Source organism: Xylanibacter sp. (assembly GCF_057607445.1).
This window is the reverse complement of record NZ_DBLZAX010000005.1, coordinates 86,158-112,876: the sequence shown is the minus strand read 5'-3', so window position 1 is coordinate 112,876 and position 26,719 is coordinate 86,158. Positions and strand designations below refer to the sequence as shown.

Annotated in this window: 11 protein-coding genes; all 11 read left to right on the top strand. The window is 47.3% G+C overall.

What is annotated here, in order from left to right; all coding sequences use genetic code 11:
• Positions 1-77: 77 nt before the first annotated feature.
• The 11 genes from ACZMIG_RS05750 (at position 78) to ACZMIG_RS05700 (ending at position 26,680) form a co-directional block, all read left to right on the top strand.
• Entirely contained in the window at positions 78-2,591 is a 2,514-nt protein-coding gene (locus ACZMIG_RS05750) for a glycosyl hydrolase 115 family protein (protein ID WP_418874551.1), read from the top strand.
• Between the two features lie 82 nt (positions 2,592-2,673).
• Complete coding sequence (locus tag ACZMIG_RS05745; protein ID WP_487889228.1) at positions 2,674-6,585, top strand: two-component regulator propeller domain-containing protein; 3,912 nt, start codon at positions 2,674-2,676, stop codon at positions 6,583-6,585.
• A complete protein-coding gene (locus tag ACZMIG_RS05740; protein WP_487889227.1) occupies positions 6,582-8,513 on the top strand; it encodes an alpha-glucuronidase in 1,932 nt (643 codons plus the stop codon). Before ACZMIG_RS05745 ends, ACZMIG_RS05740 begins: the two co-directional genes overlap by 4 nt.
• 57 nt (positions 8,514-8,570) lie before the next feature.
• Positions 8,571-10,295 (top strand): GH35 family beta-galactosidase, encoded by a 1,725-nt coding sequence (locus ACZMIG_RS05735; protein ID WP_487889272.1) that lies wholly within the window; start codon positions 8,571-8,573, stop codon positions 10,293-10,295.
• A 1,041-nt stretch (positions 10,296-11,336) separates the two neighbouring features.
• Positions 11,337-14,501, top strand: a complete 3,165-nt coding sequence (locus tag ACZMIG_RS05730; protein WP_298452116.1) for a SusC/RagA family TonB-linked outer membrane protein — start codon at positions 11,337-11,339, stop codon at positions 14,499-14,501.
• Between the two features lie 55 nt (positions 14,502-14,556).
• Entirely contained in the window at positions 14,557-16,269 is a 1,713-nt protein-coding gene (locus ACZMIG_RS05725) for a RagB/SusD family nutrient uptake outer membrane protein (RefSeq protein ID WP_053397927.1), read from the top strand.
• A 37-nt stretch (positions 16,270-16,306) separates the two neighbouring features.
• Positions 16,307-17,701: a glycan-binding surface protein gene (locus ACZMIG_RS05720; RefSeq protein WP_487889226.1), complete on the top strand. Its 1,395-nt coding sequence runs from the start codon at positions 16,307-16,309 to the stop codon at positions 17,699-17,701.
• 78 nt (positions 17,702-17,779) lie between these two features.
• Positions 17,780-19,591, top strand: coding sequence for an endo-1,4-beta-xylanase (locus ACZMIG_RS05715; RefSeq protein ID WP_021854992.1), 1,812 nt, complete (start codon positions 17,780-17,782; stop codon positions 19,589-19,591).
• Positions 19,592-20,628: 1,037 nt separating this feature from the next.
• Complete coding sequence (locus tag ACZMIG_RS05710) at positions 20,629-20,799, top strand: hypothetical protein (protein WP_487889225.1); 171 nt, start codon at positions 20,629-20,631, stop codon at positions 20,797-20,799.
• Positions 20,800-21,693: 894 nt separating this feature from the next.
• Positions 21,694-24,711 carry a SusC/RagA family TonB-linked outer membrane protein gene (locus tag ACZMIG_RS05705; protein WP_288950190.1) on the top strand — a complete coding sequence of 1,006 codons (3,018 nt, stop codon included), beginning with the start codon at positions 21,694-21,696 and terminating at the stop codon, positions 24,709-24,711.
• 13 nt (positions 24,712-24,724) lie between these two features.
• Positions 24,725-26,680, top strand: coding sequence for a RagB/SusD family nutrient uptake outer membrane protein (locus ACZMIG_RS05700; RefSeq protein WP_302697506.1), 1,956 nt, complete (start codon positions 24,725-24,727; stop codon positions 26,678-26,680).
• The last annotated feature ends 39 nt before the right edge of the window (positions 26,681-26,719 follow it).

Here is a 26,719-nt window from a genome sequence, read left to right as displayed (position 1 = left end):
ATCGGCAACTATTTACAACAAATAAATTAGGTTTTTTATATTTACGTAAGTATTTTTGCATAAAAAACCTTAGTAATATGAAAAATAAAGTAGTTACAGCATTTGTATTCTTTATCTTTTTTGCATCATTAAAAGCTTTTAGTGCAAATAGCTTTATCAGTTTTTCGGCAGGCGACATGCTGCTGAACCAGAACAATGAAGTGACTATATTTGTTGACCAAAACGACTGTAAGGGTGTGATGACGGCTGTACGCAACATGTCAACTGACATCAACAAAGTTTGTGGAGCAGACGTAAAGATCAGCACAAACAGCAACAACGCAAAAATCATTGTAGGCACAATAGGCCACTCTGCTGCCATAGACAAAATAATGAAACAGCGCAAGAACGACATGAAGCAGCTGAAGGGAAAGAGAGAGATGTATGTCATCACCATCGACAACGGCCAGCTGGTGATTGCCGGCAGCGACAGAAGAGGTACGATATACGGGATTTATGAACTGTCAAAACAGATTGGCGTCTCGCCATGGTACTATTGGGCAGACACTCCTATCGAACAGCACAAACATATATATATAAAAAAAGGTGTCTATACGGACGGTGAACCGGCTGTAAGATACCGTGGAATTTTTCTCAACGATGAAGCTCCATGCCTCACAACATGGGTGAAGAACACCTTTGGCACAGAATACGGCAACCACGAGTTCTATGCAAAAGTGTTCGAACTTATACTCCGCCTGAAAGGTAACCTGCTATGGCCGGCCATGTGGGGATGGGCCTTCTACGCTGACGATGAACTTAACAGCAAGACTGCAGACGAGATGGGAGTGATTATAGGCACATCGCACCATGAGCCCATGGCACGCAACCATCAGGAATGGGCACGTAACCGTGACAAATACGGAAAGTGGAACTATAACACAAATCAGGAAGTACTTGACAAATTCTTTAAGGAAGGAATTGAAAGACGACAGGGTACAGAAGACATTGTAACCATCGGCATGAGAGGCGACGGTGACGAGGCAATGAGCGAGGAGTCTGACGTAGCACTGCTCGAAAAGATAATACGCAATCAAAGACAGATAATCAGTGACGTTACGAAGCAGCGGGCAGACAAGACCCCACAGATGTGGGCATTGTATAAAGAGGTTATGGACTATTACGACAAAGGCATGAAGGTGCCGGACGACGTTACCATACTGCTGTGTGACGACAACTGGGGCAACGTAAGACGCGTGCCAAACGCAAAAGAAGCAAAACGTGCCGGAGGCTGGGGTCTGTATTACCACGTTGATTACGTTGGCGCACCGAGAAATTCAAAATGGATAAACGTAACACCCACACAGAATATGTGGGAACAGCTCTCGCTGGCTTCTGAATACGGCATAGACCGCATCTGGATATTAAACGTAGGCGACTTGAAACCTATGGAATATCCTATAAGCCTGTTCCTCGACATGGCATGGAATCCAAAGAGATATAACGAAACCAACATAACCGACCACACCCTCGACTTCTGTAAACAGCAGTTTGGCGACGAACAGGCAGAAGAAGCCGCACGCCTGCTTAACCTCTGCTGCAAGTACAACGGAAGAATCACGGCAGAAATGCTTGACCGCAACACATATAACCTTGAAACCGGCGAATGGGAAAAGGTTGTCAACGACTATATGAAACTGGAAGCAGAAGCACTACGACAGTTTATCACACTGAAAGATGAATATAAGGACACATACCGCGAGATAATCCTGTTCCCCATACAGGCCATGGGCAACCTTTACCAGATGTATTTCGCACAGGCCATGAACCACAAGCTATACAAAAACAACGACCCTGATGCAAATAAATGGGCCGACAAAGTGGAAGAAGCCTTCAGACGCGACTCTGTATTGTGCGCGCAATATAATCATGAGATTGCCGGCGGAAAATGGAACGGCATGATGATCCAGAAGCACATTGGCTACACCAGCTGGAACGACGATTTTGAGAAAGACATGTTGCCCGAAGTGTTCAGAATAGCAAAAAATAACGCCGAAGGCGGCTTCATACACAAGGCAAGCAACGGCTATGCAGCCATAGAGGCAGAACATTTTTACAGCAAGGCTGATGCCAAAGATGCCAAGTGGATGGTAATTCCATTTATGGGCAGGACTCTGAGCGGAATATCATTAAGGCCATACAACAAGGAGGTTGAAGGCGCCGGACTGACATACAAATTCGTTACAGACGGTAAATACACTGGCGATGTTAAGGTATATGTCGTAGTGAAATCAACTCTCGACTTCCTCAATAAAGGCGGACTGACCTATAACATCAGTATTGACGGCAGCGAAGCCAAAACAATAAACTTCAACAAGGATCTGAACGAAAGTCCGGAGAACATCTATACGGTCTACTACCCCACTGTTGCCCGCAGAGTTGTTGAGAGCGTAATAACACTGCCGCTCGGAAAAACAAGCGACAACATGCATGAAATAAAGATAACGCCCAACGATCCGGGCATCGTATTTGAAAAAATCGTTATAGACATGGGCGGATACAAAAATTCATATCTGCACATGAAAGAATCTGAGAAGTTCAGGACGATGTAATCATAATAAAGGCAAATAAAACATAAAACAATTTGGCGGTTAAGATTTTTTCGTTATTTTTGTAGTTATACAACATACGGATATGAAAAACTTTAAACTTGCTATTTACTTTATTATATATTTGTGTGTATCGTTGTTGGCAATAGCCGACAGCGGTTCACACCTTTATACGTCTGAACGTCTAGCCAGTAACAAGACAACATGTATAATTCAGGATAAATATGGATTTATATGGATAGGAACAGAATATGGGCTTAACAAATTCGACGGTTACAGATTTACACATTACCTCACAGACATCAACGACAGTACGTCTATAATCAGCAATGACATAACATCTTTCTTAGTTGATAAAAAAGGGCAATTTTGGATTGGAAGCGAGAAAGGCTTGATGAAATACAACTACAAGACCAACGATTTTAAAAGATATCATTGTCCAGACGGCAACACACCAAGAATAGAAACAATTCTCGAAATGAGCAATGGCGACATTCTCATTGCCACTGCCGGATACGGATTATATAAAATATCCAAAGGCACAGATAAAATCATTAAGGATAATTCTTTTTGGAAAAGTCATAATGACGACTATAAAAGCAGAATATTCGAAGATGACATGGGTAACATATGGCAAAACAGTCATCTGCCAATAATAACAAGAATTATTCTGAACAAAGAAAAAGTTCCTGTACAATTCAAAGATTTTAAACTTAGCCATGGTCCTGCTATTAGCTTTATAAAGAATGGCGCTAAAAGTTTTTATATCGTATGCATGTATGGCATACTTGAATATCGATATAAAGACGGAACCATACATGATGCCGGTTTCGATATGAGTGAACTTAACAGGACTGTCTCTATCCGAAAAGCAATATTAGACAGCAATGGAAATATCCTGATCGGTACATCAGGCAAAGGTATGATGATAATACCCCGAAACAGCCGTAAACTTATTTCGTATAAAGATAAAAATTCGACATTTGACTTGTCTACAGCAAATGTAAACAACATGTATGAAGACAAAGACAAAAACATATGGATAAGCTGCTATAAGAAAGGTATTTACATGATTTCACAAAAGAAAGATGCCTTTAACAGCTGGACTTTCTCACAACACAACTACTTGTTAGGAAGCAGCGTATCGTCCATTGCCCCCGGACACAATGGCGACATCTTTGTAACAATACAGAAAACCGGTGTTTATAAATTTGATAAAAATGGCAACATAACATCTCATCCAACATCGCCGGCAGGAGCAAACACCATATACAAGGACAAGCAAGGAAACTATTGGCTATGCAGCGAAACCACACTTTACTCATATAACCCTTATACCGGAGAATATCATCAGAAAGCAAAATACGACGGATGGGGACTAAACTATATCACAGACGACGGAAAAGGCACCCTCTATATATGCAACTACAGTAAAGGTCTCTGTGTCTATAACACTCAAAACTGTTCGACAATACAATTCAGCATGAGAGATAAAGACAAGGGTAAAGGTGTGCTGTGCAACGACTGGATAAAAACGCTGTATATTGACAGAGATGGACTTCTATGGATTGGAACGACAAATGGAATATCCGTAATGGATACTAAATCGTTTAACTTTAATGTTATAAAAGACAAACGTTTCAAGAATATACAATGCCTGTCTGTCAACGAAACGGCAGACGGTAAAATTTTACTTGGCACAAATACTGGATTATATGTTTACAACAAGAAGAGACATACACTTTACACATTTCCAAACTCGCCAAAACAGCTCCAAAACAATTTTATATACAGCATAGTGTTCGACCATAACAACGACATATGGATGAGCACCGCCATGGGCATTTGGCAGTATAACCATAAACAAAAGACATTTATCAGCCATATACGCGGAAACGGACTTGCCACAAAGGAATACATCGGTGGAGCCGCAGCACATTTCAGCGATGACAGAATTGTATTCGGCATCGACGACGGCATAACCGTATTTTACCCGAAAGACATCAAGAACACAAAGATGGAGCTTGGACAGATTTATCTGACAAACTTTATCCTCGACGGCAAGGAGATGAGCTGTTTTTCTGATAAATTTGTTGTGCCGTATGATGAAAATACATTTTCTTTGGAGTTCTCATTGCTCAATTTCAAATATACTGATGAAATTACATTCCAATATAAGATTAACGACAATGAGAACTGGATTTCCATACCGGAAGGCACAAACGCAATATCATTCAACAAACTAAAACCAGGCAAATACGAGATTGAGGTAAGGGCTACAGCCAACGGTGCTGTATCTAAGAGCACTAAGAAAGTAACCATAAAAGTGCTGTCGCCCTGGTATGCGTCAACGCTGGCATGGATTATATACATAATGGTAATAGCCACAGGCATCTACCTATACGCAAGAAACTACAAGCGCCGCAAGAACGAAGAATTAGAAGAGACCAAGATGCGGTTCCTCATCAATGCGACCCACGACATCAGGTCGCCGCTGACACTTATCCTCGGCCCTCTCAACAAGCTGAAGTCGAGACTGACCGATGCCGAAAGCCTGAACGACATAAAGACCATCGACCGCAACGCACAGCGGCTTCTGCTGCTTGTCAACCAGATTCTTGACATCAGAAAGATTGACAAGAAACAGATGCACCTGCACTGCGAAAAGACGGAAATGGCAACATATATAAATGATGTTTGCGCAAGGTTCAGATATAATGCCGACCAGCACAACATCATATTCAACTTCGAACATGAGGCAGGCTCATGCTATGCGTGGATAGACAAGATAAACTTCGACAAGATTATATCTAACCTGTTGTCGAACGCCTTCAAGTTCACGCCCGACAGCGGAAGCATAACCATACGTCTGAAAGAAGACGAACAGCATGTAACAATAGACGTGCTCGACACAGGCATGGGTTTCAAGAACAAGAACACCGACAAGCTGTTTGAGCGTTTCTATCAGGAACCAAACAGCCGCGGCATCAGCCTTGAAGGCACCGGCATAGGACTCAACCTGAGCCGCACGCTAACCGAAATGCACGGAGGCACGATTAAGGCAGCCAACCGCACAGACAACGTGCAGGGCGCACAGATAACGATAAGTATACCCAAAGGCAACAGCCATCTGAAACCCGAAGAGATAATTTCGCCTGAAGACGACAACTCAAACAGCATGCTGTCTAAAAAGCCCACATACACCAACTGCAGGATGATGGTGGTGGACGACGATGCGGAAATGAGGCAGTACATAAAGAATGAGATGAGCGAATGGTACAAGGTAGACACGTTCCCCAACGGCGTGGAAGCCCTTGACGCCCTGCTGAAAGAACATTACGACATCGTTGTCTCAGACATCATGATGCCGGAGATGGACGGAGTAACGCTGCTGAAGAAGATAAAGACCAACAGCCGCATAAACGACATCCCCGTGATATTGCTAACTTCAAAATCTGACGTTGCCGACAGGCTCGAAAGCTTCAAGAAAGGCGCAGACGCCTTCTTGGCAAAGCCGTTCAACATGTCTGAGCTGCACATACTTACAGACAATCTTATCAGCAACGTAAGAAGGCTGCGCGGAAAATATTCGGGCGCACAGGAACAGAAGGACAAGATTGAACAGATAGAGGTGAAGGGCAACAACGACCAGCTGATGAACCGCATCATGAAGTCGATAAACGAGCATATATCCGACCCCGACTTCAACGTTGAGAGTCTTGCTGAAGACGTTGGCATAAGCCGCGCACAGCTGCACCGCAAGATGAAGGAAATAACCGGAATATCAACCGGCGAGTTTATCCGTAATCTGAGACTGGAACAGGCTGCAAGACTGATAAGGGAGCAGAAGATAAACGTCACTCAGGTGGCCTATGCCGTAGGCTTCAACAACCAGACCCACTTCTCTACCGTGTTCAGGAAACGCTACGGCATGTCGCCTACTGAATACGCTAAAAAAGAGCATAACGAAAATACAGAGCAAAAACAGGAATCATGAAAAAGACATTTTTAACCGCCCTGCTAATGGCGGCAATCACATGCGTTGCATATGCAGAAGACGGCTCACGCCTCTGGCTGAGAAGCCAACGCAACAGCGACCTGTGTGAAATCACGACTAAAGACAAGTCGAACACGGCTAAAATAGCCACAAGAGAACTTGCCACATACTGGCACGGAAAACCGGTAAGCCTGATAAAAGACAAGACGGCAACCGGCGAAGAAGGCTTCGAGATAACAACAGACAAGAGCAACGGCCACATAACAATAAAGGCGAAAAACAGCTGCGGACTGCTCTACGGAGCCTACGAACTGCTGCGCCTGCAGGACAGCGGTATGCCTGTTGACAACATCAACATAAAGGAAAATCCTGCCGTAAAATACCGCATACTCAACCATTGGGACAATCTTGACAGGTCTGTAGAGCGAGGATATGCGGGCCTGAGCATATGGAAGTGGGACGAAATCAACGGCGACAAAGGCACGATGAGCCTTGCCCTGAAAGAACGCCTCACTACCTATTGCCGCGCAAACGCGTCGATAGGCATCAACGGCTCGGTGATAAACAACGTGAACGCTTCGCCCAAGATGCTCAACACCTTATATATAAAAAAGGTAAAGGTGCTGGCAGATATGTTCCGCGACTACGGAATAAAGGTTTATCTCTCGGTGAACTTTGCGTCGCCAATGGCTGAGGGCGGACTGAAGACAGCCGACCCGCTAAACGAAGGCGTGCGCACATGGTGGAAAAACAAGGTAAACGAAATATATAAGGAGATACCCGACTTCGGAGGTTTCCTCGTAAAGGCAAACTCAGAAGGACAGCCCGGCCCCGGCGATTATCACCGCACACATGCCGAGGGAGCCAACATGCTTGCAGAAGCTCTTGCCCCGCACGGCGGACTAGTCATATGGCGCAGCTTCGTTTACGGTAATCATGAGGGCGAAGACCGCGTAATGCAGGCTGTTACAGAGTTTAAAGACCTCGACGGAAAGTTCAGCAGCAACGTTATTCTGCAAACAAAGAACGGTCCGCTCGACTTCCAGCCGCGCGAGCCTTATGCTCCTCTGTTCGACCAGATTAAGCATACACCGATGATGGCAGAGCTGCAGATTACGCAGGAATATCTCGGACAGAGCCGCCACCTTGTGTACCTGGCACCGATGTGGAAAGAGTTTTTCAGCTTTGTAAGCCCCAAACAGCTTATCGGCATTGCAGGAGTGGCCAACACGGGCGATGACGCCAACTGGTGCGGCCACCATTTCTCACAGGCCAACTGGTATGCCTTTGGCCGACTGGCATGGGACCCTACCCTGTCGTCAGAACAGATTGCAGACGAATGGCTCAAACAGACTTTCACACACGACACAGCTTTCATCAACCCGATGAAGGAAGTTATGATGAGCAGCCGCGAAGCCTGTGTAGACTATATGATGCCGCTCGGACTGCACCACATATTCAAGGCCGACCACCACTATGGTCCTGAGCCACAGGGCTTCTATCCAAAATATCCGATAGAATGGTGCCCCGTATACTATCATAAGGCCGACAGCACCGGCATCGGCTTCGACCGCACAATGAACGGCACAAAGGCCGTAAGCCAGTATCGCCATCCGTTCGACAGCATATACAACGACATCAACACCTGTCCCGAGGAATATCTGCTGTGGTTCCACCACGTAAGCTGGAATCACAAGATGAAAGACGGCACGACGCTATGGCAGAGCCTCTGCGCCCACTACAACCGCGGCGTGGCCGAGGCAAAGAGATTTGCCGAGACTTGGAGCAAGATGGAGCCGTATGTAGACAGACAGCGCTTTATGGAAGTAAGCAAAAAAATGGCCGAACAGGTAGAGAACGCCGAAGAATGGCGCGACACGTGCCTTAAATATTTTCAGACATTCTCAAAACAGGAAATAACAAAATAGCAAGCACATACAATGAACAAAATAACTTATCTGGCAGGCACCGCAGCCCTGTCGGCCATGATGGTCATGTTCTGCGGCAGCGAAGCCCATGCACAGGCAAAGCTGCAGAAACAGGGCACTGCCACACAAATAACAGTAGGCGGAAAGCCCATGCTCCTGCTGTGCGGAGAGCTGAGCAACTCGGCCGCTACATGCGAGGCAGACATAATAAGCGTGATGCGCACATGCAAGGAACGCGGACTCAACACGGTGCTTGTGCCGGCACAATGGGACCTCATCGAACCGGAGGAAGGCAAGTTTGACTTCTCGCTGCCGAAAACTGTCATAGAACAGGCACGCAAAAACGACCTGAAAGTAATATTCCTTTGGTTTGGAGCATGGAAAAACTCCATGAGCTGCTATGCACCGCTATGGTTCAAGGAAAACACCAGGAAATATCCGCGCGCAATGACACGCCGCGGAAAGCCTCTTGAAATTGCCAGCGCATTCTCAGACAACATACTGCAGGCAGACAAAAACGCCTTCAGCAAATTGATGAAATTCATATCTGAGGCCGACAGCAGCCGAAACACGGTGATAATGATGCAGATTGAAAACGAAATCGGCATGCTCGAGGACGCACGCGACTACTCGGACAAGGCACAAAAGGCTTTCAGCTCTGCCGTGCCCGAAGACCTTATAAAATATATAAGGAGCAACGGGAAAAAGCTGCACCCTCACCTGCTGAAAATGCTCACAGGCTCAGAGAAATGGACAAAAGACAGCCACAACGCTATAAACAACAGGCTGAAGAAGGGCGCCACATGGGCACAGGTGTTTGGCACAGACATATATGCCGACGAAGTGTTCATGGCCTACTATCATGCAAAATATGTTGAACAGCTGGCTCTCGAGGGCCGCCGCATCTGCGACATGCCCCTCTATGTAAACGCTGCGCTCAACAGCCGCGGACGCAAGCCGGGCGAATATCCGTCGGCTGGGCCGCTTGCACACCTTGTAGACCTGTGGCACTGCGCCGCACCCAGCATAGACATCCTTGCTCCTGACATCTACGACACAGGCTTCAAGAGCTGGGCCGACCAGTACAAGCAGCCTGAAAATCCGCTGTTTATACCAGAGTCGCGCTTCTGCCGCAACAGTGGTGTGCGTGCGCTGTACGCCTTTGGCGAGCACGACGCCATAGGCTTCTCACCGTTCGACATAGACCACGGCTCTGCCGACGACCATAAGAGCATAAAGGAGAGCTACGCCATGCTGGAAGAGCTGTCGCCGCTGCTGCTGAAATATCAGGGCAAGGGCCAGACACACGGACTGCTCTTTGACGGCAACGACCGCGAACGCGTCATCGTAGACGGCGACATCACGCTGACATGCCGCCACAACTTCACACTGCCATGGGACCCTCGCGCCACCGACGGCTCTGAATGGCCCGAAGGCGGAGGCATTATAATAAAGCTGGCAGACATGGACTACATCATAGCCGGCAACGGCATCGTTGTAGAATTTGCGACCAACAGCGAGAAGGAACAAGAAGAAAAAAAGATACTTGGCGAAGACGGATTTGCCCAGAATGGCCAAAACACGGGCACGCAGAACGAAGCGCAGCCTAAATTTAAAGGAATGCGTGCAGGCATAGGCTACGTGGATGAGGTGGCAATAAACAAAGACGGAACGCTGAAATATCTGAGAAGAGAAAACGGAGACCAAAGCCATCAGGGACGCCACGCCCGCATATCTGTAGGCGAATATAAGATTCTGCACGTCAAGCTGTATAAGTATTGACAAGGGGAACAGCCAAGCAAATTTAAAAAAGGCTGCAGAGTCTGCCGTCAGACAAAGATGGTTAAGGCTTCACAATAAAAATAAGGCCTGCAAGCGGCCGACAGAAAAATACTCTATATACGCCATAAGGACATCCTGAAGGGCGAATATAGAGTATTTTTTATGCCCTATCGGTCATGCCCCGTCAGACGATTGCCCCGTACACCTTATTATATTATACCCCTTACTTTCAACTCTAACCTGACTGATGCAGCAATTCAATTCTGTTGCGTAATCACTGCACAGGCGGATAAAAGGCTTTTTCGGGCGGCACCTAAAAACAGGCGTAAAAATTATAACCATTTACACCTATTTCTGTTACATTTTAAATATCCAGCGTTATTCTGCAAGAAAATTATTAACCAAACAACAGCTGTTATATTTCGAACTGTTAGTGGCCGGTTTACGTGTCGTAAACGGGCCACTTTTGATGCAAAAGTGACCGCTTTTTTACGCAAAAGCCATAGAGTTTTGTCATTCAAAATAAAGAGTGGTCATTATTGCATGCAGGAATAAGCATGAACAAAACGTAAAAATACAACCACGCAGGCACGGACATGAGCCTGACAACGGCAGGCGTAAAAGCATAAAAGGCATGCGGTTTTTACTCAAAAAAAGGCAACTGAAAAACGTGCGTCCCTACATATTTCATGTTGCAAAGCACAGCATAGACAGAACACACGATAACCGGAAACGGCAAAAAAGCATGGCTGCCGCAAAGAATATTTTTAACATATAGAAACAATCAGCATGCGTAAACAACGGTCAAAATCATATAACTATAAAATATGACCAGCCTACATGAAAAATAGATAAAAAATCATATTATTAACAAGAAAACACAAAAAAGAGAGTAAAAAGCCGCTAAAACGACACAAATCAGCACGTCTGCAACATTAAGAAACGTTGCTGAAACATTAATTAATACACTTTTAAACATAAATTCATACTTTTGTGGCGTTGAAAACTTTACCAAATTCAAACAATTTTAAACAATTAATCATGAAACGCGCAAAAGAAGCATGTAAGACTCTGGGCTTACTGATTCTGATGAGCATTTTCCCTATTTGGGCATTTGCACAGAACACAGTAACCATCACGGGTCTTGTTACCGATGACGACGGCCCTATCATCGGAGCAACAGTAAAGGTTAAGGGGTCGACCACAGGTGCAATAACTGACCTTGACGGAAAATACACATTAAAGGTAAGTCCCGGATCAGTTGTAACGTTCACCTACCTCGGATATTCCGACAAGGAGGTAAAGGTTACAAATCAGAAAGAAGTAAACGTAAAGCTCGAACCAGACTCAAAGATGCTTGACGAGGTTGTGGCCATCGGTTACGGAACGATGAAGAGATCAGACGTAACAGGTTCAATGGTGTCAATCAACGACAAGGCCATAGAGCAGACCGTGTCTACAAGTATCGACCAGGTGCTGCAGGGACGTGCTGCAGGTGTGCAGATTCAGGCAAACTCAGGTACTCCTGGTGCCAATACAAGTATCCGCATACGTGGTGTCAACTCTCTTAATGCAACCAACCAGCCTATATTCGTCATCGACGGTGTTGTGGTTGACGCACAGGGAGCAGACAGCAACGACCCCTTGTCAAGTAACAACCCGCTTGCCAGCATCAACCCGAGCGACATCGTGTCAATGGATGTGCTCAAGGATGCCTCTGCAACAGCCATCTATGGTGCAAGAGCGTCTAACGGTGTCATCATGATTACCACAAAGAGAGGTAAGTCTGGCGAAGCCACTATAACCTACGACGGCTACATCGGCTGGCAGGAAATGGCAAAGAAGCTCGACATGATGAACCTGCGTGAGTATGCCATACACCACAACGCACGCGCCGAAGAGGGCATCGTTGAATATAACGACGCATTCGTAAATCCCGACGCTCTTGGCGAAGGAACCGACTGGCAGGACGCCCTGTTCCGCAACGCTCTGATGACAAGCCACAACATATCTGTTACGGGCGGAACACAGAATGCGACATACGCAATAAGCGGAGGATACATGAACCAGGACGGTATAGCCATAGGTTCAGGCTTCAAGCGTCTTACTCTGCGCGGCAACACTGACGCACAGGTGAAGAAATGGCTCAAAGCCAGCCTGAGCTTCTCACTGACTGACTCAAAGCAGGAAGTAGGTGCCGACAACAACGTCATCATGAATGCCCTGCTCCAGCAGCCTTCAGTAGCTGTTACCAGCCCTGACGGAAGCTTCGACGGTCCGGACGACGTTTACATGCCTGTAAATGCCGTGGCCATAGCATCTATCAGAGAGAACTACAACAAGAAGATGAATTTCCGTATAAACGGAAGCCTCGAGGCAACCCTGATGAAGGGCCTCACCTTCAAGACAGAGCTTTCAACAGACTATAATCTCAACAAGTTCTATTATTATGAGCCCGACTATGAGTTCGGTGCCCTGACAAACTCTACACGTACCGGTAAATGGACAAAGACAGACACCAAATACTGGTCATGGAGAAACATCCTTACCTATCAGAACACTTTCAACAAGGTTCACAGCATCAACGTTATGCTCGGTCAGGAAATGAGCAACTCTCACTGGGAGACACAGGTGAGCACGGCTACAGGCTTCCTGACAAACAGCGCCCACGACCCGTCGGCAGGTGACATAACAGCCTCAACAGGTACAGGTACACAGAACGACAACTCTCTGTTCTCTTACTTCGGACGTGCATTCTATTCATACGACGACCGCTACCTCATCACAGCGACACTGCGTCGCGACGGTAGTTCTCACTTCGCAAAGAACAACCGCTGGGGATGGTTCCCGTCAGCAGCACTTGCATGGCGAGTTTCTAACGAGAAGTTCATGGCCGGCACAAGCGACGTTATCAACAACCTCAAACTCCGCCTCGGATGGGGTTCTACAGGTAACCAGAACGTATCAGACTGGGCTTACATGGCTCTGCTGTCTTCAAAGACCACGCCATGGGGAACTGGTGTGCTTACAGCCAACACAGCTAACCCAGACCTGAAATGGGAGACTACAACATCATACAACGTAGGACTCGACCTCAACCTCTTTGACAACCGCATCGAGTTTATCTTCGACTGGTACTACAAGAAGACCAAGGACCTGCTGCTGCAGATTCCTCTGCCTGAGTACCTCGGATCATACGGACAGGGCGCAGCTTCTAACCCATGGAAGAACGTAGGTTCTCTGCGCAACACCGGTATCGAAATGACATTGAACACTGTAAACATTGACAAAGGCGGATTCCAGTGGCGCAGCAACTTCGTGTTCTCACTCAACCGCAACAAGGTGCTCAAGCTCGACACAGAAAGTGCAACCATCGACAAGACCTTCATGACAGGAAGCGAGAACAACACTGTTACAAGAACTGTTGAAGGCAAGCCTGTAGGACAGTTCTGGGGCTACAAGGTTATCGGACGCTTCGAGAAGGCAGAAGACTTCTACTATAAAGACAAGGACGGCAACGTCAAGCCGGTGGCACTGCCCGAAGGAAGCTCTATCGGAGAAGACAAGACATGGATTGGCGACTATATATTTGAAGACATCAACGGCGACGGCGTGATAAACAACAGCGACTGTACGTTCATCGGCGACCCGCAGCCTGACTTCACTTACGGTATCGGCAACACATTCTCTTACAAAGGCTTCGACCTCACCATATTCTTCAGCGGCAGCTACGGCAACGACATTCTGAACTATACACGCCGCGACATCGAGGACGTAAGAGTAAACAGCAACCTGCTGAAGAGCGCAGCCGACTACGCACAGATTGGCGTCATCGACCCCAACCTGCCCGACGACGACTTCCGCAACCTCTACGTCACCAACCCAAGCTCACGCCTGCCGCGTCTGAGCGCATCAACAACAAATGCCAACAACCGTGTAAGCGACCTCTATGTTGAGGACGGCTCTTACATTCGTCTGCAGAACATTTCGCTGGGCTACACGCTTCCGAAGTCATTCGTAAGAAAGCTCAAGCTCGAAAATGTCAAGGTATACATGAACCTGCAGAATGTTTACACATGGACCAACTACAGCGGCTACGACCCTGAAGTAGGATCAATGTACGGCGATGCACTTCTGACCGGCCTCGACTACGGCCGCTATCCTTCACCGCGCATCTACACCTTCGGTCTGAACATCTCATTCTGATAATCACAAATGTATTTGCGAAAGAAAGTAACAATTTTAACAAGAAAGAAAGAAAATGAAAACAAAAATATTCTTAGTAGGCTCGCTCCTGACAGCCGGAATAGCACTGACATCATGCAGCGACGACTTCCTTGACCAGAAAAATACAACGAGCCCTAACCAGGAAACATTCTTCGACAGCGACGAAGCTATCGACAAGGCCATGTATCCGCTTTACAACTATGTATGGCAGAGCTTCAACGACAAGGCCTACTACGGCATGGGCGACGGACGTGCCAACAACCTTACGGCTCAGTATTCAGACTATATCTACCCGTACACCAACTTCAACGAGACATCGTTAAGCCCGGGATTGTCTGACGCATGGGGCTCTCTTTACTCTGTAGTTGCACAGTCAAACAACACAATAAACAACATCCTCACCTACTCTACCTCTGCTGTAAGCGAGGAAGCCAAGACAAGAGGCGTGGCTGAGGCAAGATTCATGAGAGGCGTGGCCTATTGGTATATCGCATCTCTTTGGGGAAATGCCATAATATACACCAGGACAAGCGACCTCGTAAACAACTATGTTGTACCGGCAAACCCGAGAGCTGACGTTATGGAGTTTGCAATACGCGACCTCGAATATGCAGCTGCCTACCTGCCCGCAACATCTCCTGAGAGCGGACGTATCAACAAATACAGCGCATACGGCATGCTGTCAAGAGTATATCTGTCAATGGCCGGTCTGACCACAGAAGGACAGTATGACGGCAACAACGTGGCTACCGACTTCAACCGCGGAACACGCAACACCTATTATCTTGAACTTGCGCGCAAGGCCGCAATGAAGGTTATCAACGAGTCTGACTTCAAGCTGATGACAAACTACGGCGACTTGTTCAAGATCGAGAACAACAACTGCCAGGAAGACATGTTCCAGCTGCAGTGGAACCAAGGCTCAACCGACGCTATCGGATGGGGATGCAACCAGACAATCACCGCTTACTTCGGATGGTCAACAATGGTTACAGACGGAACCAACTGGGGAGGTGCCACATACGCTTCTTACGACCTCTTCACCGAATATGAGAACAACGACCTGCGCAAGCATGAGAGCGTTGCATGGTACGGCGAATATTATCCCGACATGTACACAAAGGGCGGCGGCTACACCTACGGAGTAACAGAGAATGCCGGTTCTCAGGGTGCAAACATCAAGAAGTATGTTGTAGGCACACACGACGACAACGGCGTAAGCTACAAGCAGAGCTCAGGCATCAACACCCACATGCTGCGCCTGGCTGAGGTATACCTCAACCTTGCCGAAGCTATTCTGGGCAACAACGCATCTACAACAGACGCAACAGCGCTCTATTACTTCAACGAAGTGCGCAAGCGTGCCGGACTCAACGCCAAGACTTCGCTCACATATGAAGACCTGCGCCACGAGCGCCGCATGGAGCTGGCCTTTGAAGGACAGTACTGGTACGACCTCGTAAGACGTGCATACTACAAGCAGCAGGAGGTTGTAAACTACGTGAACAACCAGAACCGCAACGCATCTTATTACGACAGTTCTACTCATGAATACAAACTCAGCGAAGACTATGTAGCTCCGGGCAAGGGTGTTGCAACAGCAACAGAGAAGAACCTGCTGCTGCCCTACTCTGACACCGACCAGAACCGCAACCCGTATCTCAAGAGCGACGCCAACGGCAACATACAGACCGTTCCTTATGAGTTCGGAGAGCGTGAGGTTTCAGAAGAAAGCCTGTTCAACTAAAATTATCAGCAAAACAAAATAAAAACGGAATTTCATTATGAAAATGTTTAAAAATATATGGCTTTTATGCCTCGCATTCGTTACAGCCGGACTGGTATCATGCAACGATGACGACGATGCGATAGACAGCGCACCTATAAGCGTGCTGCAAGTATATCTTGAAGATGCCGAAGCCACGGTAAAAGACCGCCCCGTAGAATTTGCCCGCCTTGGCCAGACCATACGCATATCAGGTTCTGGATTCAGAGGCATGCAGAAGGTATACATCAACGGCTTTGACACTTACTTCAACAATGCCTACGTTACAGACAACAACCTGATACTGAGCATCGACACGGACACTCCCGTATCAGACGCTCCAGACAGCGTGCGCAACACGATACGCTTCGTGAAGAGAGGCACTGAATATGTCTACACCTTCACAATACGTGCCGCATCTCCCTCGATAACCAGCATCGACAACACGCTGCCTATGCCGGGCGAGACGGTTACAGTGTACGGAGCCAACCTTCAGGAGACTTCAAAGGTTACACTGCCCGACGGAACAGAGATAACAGGAAACGCAATAACCAATGCTCCTGAAGATGAAGACGGCGAATGGTTCTCGTTCGTAATGCCTCACAGCATTCAGGGATACGGCGCCATAACAATAGAGTGTGCCAACGGAACAGCCAAGTCGGCAGAATACTTCAACAACGACAAGTGTATGGTGCTCAACTTCGACGGCGAAGGCAGTCAGGGCTTCTGGAGCTGGAGCGAGACAGGCAGCATGCTCGGAAGCGAAGACGTGGTTGACGACCCGCTCAACAGCGGCCGCGGCAAGGTGATCGACTTTGTGCCCTCACGTCTGCTGAGCAACGGCATCGCAGCCGGCAAGAGCCGCGCAACAGAATGCTGGACAGCCGGCAACGACGACCCGAGGGACGACTGGAGCCGCATGTACTCTGTAATACCCGACACAACACTGCTCACCGACGTAGCCTTCCAGTTTGACATCTACGTTCCTGAAGCATGGGTAGGCACAGGCCACATACAGCTCTGCCTCATGAACAACTTCAACTTCGGCGGTATAGGTTCTGACGATGATGCCGACGGCAAGCAGACTGCCTTCTACTGCCCCTGGATACAGGACGGCAAGGCCATTCCGTTCAAGACAGCCGGATGGCAGACTGTTACAATACCGTTCAGCGAGTTCAAGAAATATGCAAGCGAGATTGAAGAAGGCAAGTCGCCCACATTCAGAGAAGTTGTTGAAGACCGCAATGCAGCCACATACCGCAACTTCGGAATGGGCTTCATCAACACCGACTTCGTGTTCGACGGTCTTAGCGTAACAGCCACAATCTTCAAGCAGCACATCTACATCGACAACTGGCGTGTAGTGCCCTGCAAGAGCGAAGTAATATCAGACTTCCCCGACGAAGAAGAATAAACAATACACCGCCTGCTCCGGTGCGAACAAACACACCGGAGCAGAATAAAAAAAACAAAACAACAAAAAAGTAATATCATGAAACTGAATAAAATAATCATACCGGTGCTGGCAGCCCCGTTACTCCTCACAGGATGCTACGACGAGAAGATGGACTGGCACACGCCGGACGGACATTATCCGGTTGTATCAGACGAGATTCCACTCTCACTCCAGGAGAAGATTGCCAACTACGACAACATCAAGGCCTACATGGCACAGTATATGCCTAACGTAAAGCTCGGTCTGGGACTCGGAGCAGACAAATATATCTCTGACGACACAGCCTATGTGAACAGATGTAACGACAACTTCCAGCAGTTTGTTACAGGCAACGCCATGAAGCACGGCTCAGTTGTTCAGAACGATGGTAGCCTGAAGTTCACCACGATTGACGCATTCCTGGCAAAGGTGCCTTCAGACATTGACATATACGGCCACAACTTTATATGGCACACTCAGCAGAACCAGACATATCTGAAATCGCTCATCGCACCTACGGTGGAGGTTACTCCGGGAAGCGACATCGCCAACGTCATTCAGAACGGCGACTTCGAGAGCGGCACAAAAGACCACTGGAGCAGCTGGGGCAACAGCTCTACAACAGAGGTGCAGGAAGGTGCTGGATATGACGGAAGCTACGGACTCGTAATGGTTAACCCAAGCGATGCCGACGACTATTCGGCACAGCTGGCTTACGACCTGACCGACCCGCTCGTAGCAGGAAAGAAATACATCATAAGATTTAAGGCTAAGGCCAGCACACCTGCCGGCACACTGCAGTTTGCCACACAGAACAGCAGCGACTACTCTGGCGAGGGATACCACTCATTCAGCGTAGGCACAGAATGGACAACATGTGAGTATGACTATACCTGCACAAAGGACAACCTGAACCGAGTGCTCATCAACTTCGGCAAGGTGGCAGGAACCTACTACATCGACGACGTTGAGTTCGGCGAGGAAATAGGCGGATCGGCATCAGCTAAGCGCGGCCCTGCAAAGGCTTCGTCTGTAACCTACAAGTTCAAGACACCTGAAGAGAAGAAGGCAGCCCTGCTCGGAGCTATGGAGAGCTGGATTAAGGGCATGGCAGAACATCTGGGCAACAGAATAAGCGGATGGGACGTGATAAACGAACCTATAACCGACGGCACACCTAAATGGCGCGGCATAGATGGCAACTTCAGCGAAGGCGACAGCGAGCCTGTTGAAGATCCTGAAAGCGGCTTCAACCTCAACTGGGAGTCAGGCCACTTCTACTGGGGCTACTACATCGGCAAGGAATATGCTACAAAGGCATTCGAACTTGCACGCAAATACGCTCCAAACGCCAAACTCTATGTAAACGACTATAACCTGGAGACAAGTCCGGCAAAACTGGCAGAGCTCATCAACTTCGTAAAATACATCGACGAGAACGGAAGCGTAAAGGTTGACGGTATCGGCACACAGATGCACGTAGACGGCAAGTCGATAACCAAGGAGCAGATTGACGCAATGTTCCAGACGCTTGCTGCTACAGGCAAACTGATAAGGATAAGCGAGCTCGACGTAAGAATCGGCACGACATCGCCTACAGCCGACGACCTGCAGACACAGTCGGACGTATATCAGATGATCATCGAATCATACAAGGCAAACATACCTGAGGCACAGCAGGGCGGAATAACACTGTGGACTCTCTCTGATGCTGCCGACGAGCACACTTACTGGTATCCTGACGACGCGCCAAACATCTTTGACAAGAACTATGCCCGCAAGACAGCCTACAAGGGTGTATGCGACGGTATAGCAGGCAAGGACATAAGCGAGGACTTTACAGGAGACATGTGGATGAACGGAAAATAATAATTCTGATACAGCGATTTATCTTATCAATAAGGTGCATAGGCTATCGGCCGTGCACCTTATTATTTTTATATACACTGCCGCCAACCGTGCAAAGATATACTGCCTTAGGCTTTCTGCAAGCCGGCATCATGACCGTATGACCATTTGCCATAGACAAGAGAAAGGGCTAAATCAGGCTCTCAACAGGAGCACTACGCCCTATCTGCCACCAGTCTTCATTCTGCCGGCCATGTAGCCACATCATGACACGGCACAGTCTTTTTGCCTTGCGCCAGCATCACGCCACCTGGCATTCTTAACAATGCCCGCCTTCCCCCATCCGTTCATCATGATTCACTGGTAAGAAGCCTGCAACAATCAAAGCAACACAAGGCAAAACATGGATAGATCATGACGTCAGGACAAGAATAAAAACCAGCGTTGAAGGCGGTAAAAAATCAGGACATTATATTTTTTCATTACAGAAAGCCAACATATAATATAAGTTAAACGGGAACAATAAAATCCACCAGTCTATTAACTATTGTTCACAATATGCACACATAAAACATGCAAAAACAATGGTTTTGCCACGCTAAAAGCACCGGTTTTGAAGCAAAAAAGCATCACTTTCAAGTAGAAAACATGCCACTTTTGACCCGTAAACGGCATAGTAATATTATTTAACACATACATTGTAAAGTCCAAATAGCACTAAAGCACATAATATCAACCACTTACACAAAACGCCAAATTTTGCGCCATCTATGGTCAAAAATCCGGTTTCATGATGAGCACCGCCATTCTGAAAGCGTTAACCGTTCGGATTTTGCGAAAAATCCTTACAACGTGTCTGTATGTCATCCATTATTTTCAAGACCAAAATATATGCAGCCAGACAATACAGCAAACAGCAAAGCAAGAATAAGCATACACGCCCTTAATAAGCCACAGCCGCAAGGCATTAAATATAAAATGCATGACAACGCTTCTATCTGCCGTCAGGATTCATCAAAAGATTGTCTTATACTGAGCTGACTACCATTTGCCTTCTCATGAAATTAGCTGACTTGTCAAAAAAAGCAGGCAGCAAGACGGCAACAGAAAGACAATATGACGGCAGAAAAATTAAGTCTACTTTAAGATTAAAAACATACGCAGCAGCATCACCTATTGGTGATAAATACAACATGAAAACATGTACAAGGCAAACCGGCAAAGACTGACCGATATACCGTATGCCCATAACCCAACTGATGTAAATAAAAATCTGTTTTCACTAAAAACATTCCGACAGCAAAAGCATGCCGCAAAAACATGAAAGAAGTATGCCGTTGAGAAAACGGCAACGGCAAAAATCAGAAATAGAGCGCTCAAATATTTTAAAAAAATATGTTACAATTTCAGAAAAAACATGACAGACTTAGAACAAAATATAAAACTAAGGATAAAAACTCATTAAATATTTTTCACTAAAAACTTAATTCGCACGAAAATCAGGCAGAAACATCAAAACATACACACCGAAAAACCTTGCATGCATCAAAAACCTTTGTACTATGATTTTTGATACAAAAAACCATAAAATATAAATATTCAGACCATTTTAACAGAAGAAACGTGCCTTAAACCATGTAAAACGTCTAAATATAAGCTCTTTTTGCTTATATGAGACGTAGAAAAACGCGGATGAAACATTAAGAAATACATTTATAAATATTAATTTATATTTTTGCGACGTAGAAAACTTTATAAAAAATACTATAAAAAAACTTACATCACCACGTAACAAAAATACCATAAAAAACAAAGCAAAAATACTTGAAACAAATATTAATGAGACACAAATGTCATGGCACAAGGCATACAGCCGGCCATAAAGACAAAGAAAAGAAAGCCAATATATAATAATGTAGAATAAGCATAATTCTGAAAACTTAAAAAAAAATAATACTTTAAATTAATGTTTAACTTTGATAACTCAAAAGACTATGGATTACTTTAAATCTAGACAAAATCTAAGAGGAATCGTGCTGGCACTCGGAATAGCCTGCACAGCTTCCAATGCTTTTGCGGTATCACTTGCAACACCTCCAGAGAATGCCGGGGCTAACACAGCCATGGCCGTACAACAGAAAATTACTGTAACAGGTAACGTAAGCGATGCTACAGGTCCGTTGGTTGGAGCAACCATCAAGATTAAGGGCACGTCAACAGGTGTTGTAGCCGACATTGACGGTAACTTCAAGATTTCTGCCGGTCCAAACGACGTTCTTGAAGTGTCATACATCGGATATATCACACAGGACGTAAAAATCAACAACAAGTCGAAACTGACCATCGTACTCGAAGAAGAGAAACACTCGCTCAACGAGGTTGTGGTTATCGGTTACGGTACACAGAGACGTGAGGCCGTAACAGGTTCTGTTGCCAACGTAAGCGGCGACGAGCTCAACCAGATTGCAGCCACCAACGCCGCACAGGCCCTGCAGGGACGTGTTGCCGGTGTGCTCATGACACAGACATCTTCAAAGCCTGGTGCTGAAATGCAGATCCGTATCCGCGGTCAGCGCTCGCTCAACGCCAGCAACGACCCGCTGATTGTGCTCGACGGTATTCCGTTCATGGGTCAGCTATCTGATATCAACCCTGGCGACATCAAGTCGATGGATATTCTGAAGGACGCTTCGGCAACAGCCATCTATGGTAGCCGCGGTGCCAACGGTGTTATCCTCATCACAACCGTAAAGGGTATGCAGGGCTCACCTGCCAAGGTAAGCTACAACGCATACATCGGTTTCAAGACCGTGTTCCACAAATATCCTATGATGAACGGAAAGAAATATGCCGAGATGCGTAAGTATGCCGGCCTGTATACAAACTCTCTCGACGAGAGCGACGACACGGACACCGACTGGCAGGATCTGTTCTACCGCACAGGTATCACCCACAGCCACGACGTAAGCATACAGGGCGGAACTCAGGGCGGAAGCTACAGCTTCGGCGCAGGCTACTATCACGACGAGGCTGTCATCCCGACACAGGGCTACGACCGTATATCTATCAGAGGTAACTTCGACCAGAGCGTGGGCAAGTATTTCCGCTTCGGTCTTTCTACCAACACCAGCTACCGCGAGACAAAGGGCAGCAACATCAGCATCTACAACGTGCTGTCTATGAGCCCTCTTGCATCTCCTTATGATGAGAACGGCAACCTGAAGCGCACGGTGCGCATGCCTCTCGACGAGACATTCGTGCTGACAAAGAGCGTAGCTGAAGACCTTAAGGACGTATGGCTCAACGAGGACAAGGGTCTTGGTTCATACAACACCATGTTCGCTGAAGTTAAATGTCCGTGGATCGAGGGCCTGAGCTATCGTGTAAACGTAGGTTTGAACTACCGTACAGCAAAGAACGGTGTGTTCACAGGCACAGGTGTAAACAACACCAACCCCGACGCCATCAACAGTGCTTCTGTACAGCAGGACGTAACAAGAAACTGGGTTGTAGAAAACCTCTTGACTTACGACCGCACATTTGCTGAGAAGCACCACGTTAACTTCACAGGCCTCTACTCTGCCGAGCAGACTACATTCGAGCGTACATACATGTCAGGCCGCGGCATCCCGGCTGAATACTTCCAGTATTACAATATCGGTTCTGCAACAGACGAGGTTTCTGTCAATCCCAACAACCAGAACTACTGGCAGAGCGGACTTATGTCATGGATGGGCCGTATCATGTATACATACGACAACAAGTATATGATTTCTGCCGCAGTACGTGCCGACGCTTCTTCACGTCTGGCCAAAGGTCATCAGTGGCACACATATCCTGCCGTATCAGTAGGTTGGAACATCTCACGCGAGAAGTTCATGCAGAAGTTCGACTGGCTCGACAACCTGAAGCTGCGCGTTGGTTATGGTGAAACATCTAACCAGAGTATCGACCCGTATTCTACACTCGGCGCACTCAGCACACGTCCTTACAACTTCGGTCCTGCAAGCACAGGATTCCTCCGCGGATACTATGTTTCTACACTGCCTAACGAGGAACTCGGATGGGAGTATTCATCTACATGGAACTTCGGTCTTGACTTCTCACTCTTCGGCGGCCGACTCAGCGGTACGATGGAGTACTACGTACAGAACACCAACGACCTTCTGCTGAGCGTATCTCTGCCGGCTACATCAGGTGTGGGCAGCTATATGGCCAACATCGGTAAGACACGCAACAAGGGATTCGAAATGAGCTTGAACGGTGTCATCATCGACAACAAGAACGGATGGACATGGGATGCAGGCGTAAACTTCTACGTAAACCACAACGAACTTGTTGAACTTGCTTCAGGTGCAACTGAAGATGTAGGCAACCGCTGGTTCGTAGGTCATCCTATCGACGTTATCTACGACTACAAGAAAATTGGCTTGTGGCAGGAAGGCGACCCGTATCTCAACATTCTTGAACCGGGCGGAAACGTAGGTATGATCAAGGTTGAATATACAGGCGACTACAACGAGGACGGAACTCCTACACGTCAGATCAACCAGGAAGACATGCAGGTTATCGACATGGAACCTGACCTCATCGGTGGTTTCAACACAACAGTAGGCTACAAGGGCTTCGACTTCACTGTAATCGGCGCATTCCAGATTGGCGGTACACTCATCAGTACACTCCACTCTTCTAACGGTTACCTCAACATGTTGTCAGGACGTCGCGGACAGATCGACGTTGACTACTGGACAGAGGACAACACTGACGCAAAATACCCGAAACCGGGCGGCATAATGTCAAGCGACAATCCTAAGTACGGAAGCACACTCGGATACTTCGATGCAGGCTATCTGAAAGTACGTGCCATCACTCTCGGCTACGACTTCGCCAAACTGAAGGCTGTCAAGAACTTCGGCATCAGCAAGCTGCGTGCTTACTTCACAGTGCAGAATCCGTTCGTACTGTTCTCTCCGTTCACAAACGAGTGCGGTCTTGACCCGGAGACGAATACCATGAGTAACGATAACAGCACTATGGCTGTAACAATGGAAGGCTACACAGGCTCACACAAACTTCCGGTTGTCGGCTATAACACTCCTGCCACACGTAATTTCTTATTTGGTATAAATCTGACTTTCTAAAAAACAAATAACCATGAATACGCTTTTAATAAAAATAAGGAACCTCGGAATAGCATCGTTAGGATTACTGATGCTCGGTTCATGCTCTGATATCCTTGACGAGCAGCCTCGTACTAAGTACGATCCAAGTTTCTTCGGAACAGAAGAAGGAATAGAAGGCGGTCTGACCGCACTCTATTCACATCTGAGAGACACATACGGATACGCTTACTACTACAACATCTGCGAAACAGGTACCGACGAATACACCTACGGCCACGACGCTGACGGCAACTTCAAGGATGCCGACCTCTCAGGAGTGGGCTCACTGACATCACAGTCATGCCGCGCAGACGCTTTGTGGAACAACGTGTTCACATACATCAACTCTGCCAGCGGCATCATCGAGAACGGTATGGCTTCAGGCATGGACGAAAGCCTTATCAGCGAGGCAAGATTCTTCCGTGCATTCGACTACTTCCGCCTCGTTCAGACATTCGGCGGTGTGCCACTCGACCTCGGAGCAGGCGAACTTAAGTTCAACACATCTCCTTCTCGCGTTTCAAAGCGCAACACTGTGCCTGAGGTTTACACAAAGGCCATATTCCCCGACCTCATCACTGCAGTAACCAATCTGCCGGAAACAGGACGCGTAACTGGCGGACTTACAAAGACTGCTGCACGTCTGGTGCTGGCTCAGGCTTATCTTACATACGGATGGTGGCTTGAGAATCCTAACAACATCCCGACATACCCAGTATGCGACCGCGTTGACCCGGACGGCCACGACGCACAGTGGTATTTCCAGAAGGCTTACGACATTGCACTCGAGGGAATACAGAACCCTGGCCCGTTTGCACTGCAGCCTACATTCTATGACGTAAACGTAGGTTCAAACGACCGCAACAACGAAATGGTGCTCTATGCTGACCACACTGAAAACAGCGAAGAGTTCAACGGCGGTTCGCTCAGCTACGGAAGCGGAAGCGCTCCTGACAACTTTGCAGGCTGGATGGTTACATGGAACTATCCTAACATGACAGCCACAAGAGCTGACAATGATGCCAAGTTCACTCCGGTGCTCCGTGCTGCAACTCAGAATCTCGGACGTCCTTGGACACGTATGGCTCCTCCGCAGGAAGTATTCTATAATACATTTGCCGACAAGACTCACGACTCTCGCTACGACGGTACATTTACAACCGTATTGCGCGCTAACTGGAATCTCGACCAGGCAAACTACGGAACACTGACACATGCAAAGAACGCCAACGGTATGCTTATCGGCGTAGGCGATGCCGTACTCTCATTCCTCGACAGCGATGTTGCAGATCAATCTAAGATTAAATATGTAACAGACAACTCTGTTGGCGGAGGCGTTATGGAAGGACGCGCTGACTATGTGGTTGAACCTAAAGCCATAAGCCGTCTGAAATATCCTATTCTGTGGAAACTTGGTCCGTATCGTACAGACAACAACGGAACAGTTGGTCAGCCTAATGCAGCCAGCACACGTCCGTTCCCGATTCTGAAGTTCTCTGAGCTCTACTTCGCAGCAGCAGAGGCAGCAGTTAAGGGTGCAGCAACACAGCCGGGCTATTCAGCACGCGACCTGATAAACGTTATCCGTGCACGTGCAGGTAAATGGAGCTTCAGCAATGCAAAGAACGACTATTATGTAGCCGACTTCAGCAAAGAGATGACAGATGCCACTCCGCAGGAAATCACAATCGACTACATTCTCGATGAGCTGAGCCGCGAATACTTCGGCGAAGGTCACCGCTGGTTCGACCTCGTTCGTACACAGACATGGGCTGAGCGCGCTGGCACTTATACAATCGCCGGCATGAACGCTACAGACGTTACACCACAGACATATACAAGAACCATCAATAAGGAGCACTATCTTCGTCCTATTCCACAGAGCCAGCTCGACGCTATGGAAATGACAGAAGAAGAGAAGGCTGAATTCCAGAATCCTGGATATTGATGAGTCTTTATCCCCAAATCTGCATGTAAGCACTACATA

Bases quoted from the DNA above. Each gene is read 5' to 3' on its own strand.
- ACZMIG_RS05750 (WP_418874551.1), top strand. From the start codon at position 78: ATGAAAAATAAAGTAGTTACAGCATTTGTATTCTTTATCTTTTTTGCA.
- ACZMIG_RS05745 (WP_487889228.1), top strand. From the start codon at position 2,674: ATGAAAAACTTTAAACTTGCTATTTACTTTATTATATATTTGTGTGTA.
- ACZMIG_RS05740 (WP_487889227.1), top strand. From the start codon at position 6,582: ATGAAAAAGACATTTTTAACCGCCCTGCTAATGGCGGCAATCACATGC.
- ACZMIG_RS05735 (WP_487889272.1), top strand. From the start codon at position 8,571: ATGATGGTCATGTTCTGCGGCAGCGAAGCCCATGCACAGGCAAAGCTG.
- ACZMIG_RS05730 (WP_298452116.1), top strand. From the start codon at position 11,337: ATGAAACGCGCAAAAGAAGCATGTAAGACTCTGGGCTTACTGATTCTG.
- ACZMIG_RS05725 (WP_053397927.1), top strand. From the start codon at position 14,557: ATGAAAACAAAAATATTCTTAGTAGGCTCGCTCCTGACAGCCGGAATA.
- ACZMIG_RS05720 (WP_487889226.1), top strand. From the start codon at position 16,307: ATGAAAATGTTTAAAAATATATGGCTTTTATGCCTCGCATTCGTTACA.
- ACZMIG_RS05715 (WP_021854992.1), top strand. From the start codon at position 17,780: ATGAAACTGAATAAAATAATCATACCGGTGCTGGCAGCCCCGTTACTC.
- ACZMIG_RS05710 (WP_487889225.1), top strand. From the start codon at position 20,629: ATGAAATTAGCTGACTTGTCAAAAAAAGCAGGCAGCAAGACGGCAACA.
- ACZMIG_RS05705 (WP_288950190.1), top strand. From the start codon at position 21,694: ATGGCCGTACAACAGAAAATTACTGTAACAGGTAACGTAAGCGATGCT.
- ACZMIG_RS05700 (WP_302697506.1), top strand. From the start codon at position 24,725: ATGAATACGCTTTTAATAAAAATAAGGAACCTCGGAATAGCATCGTTA.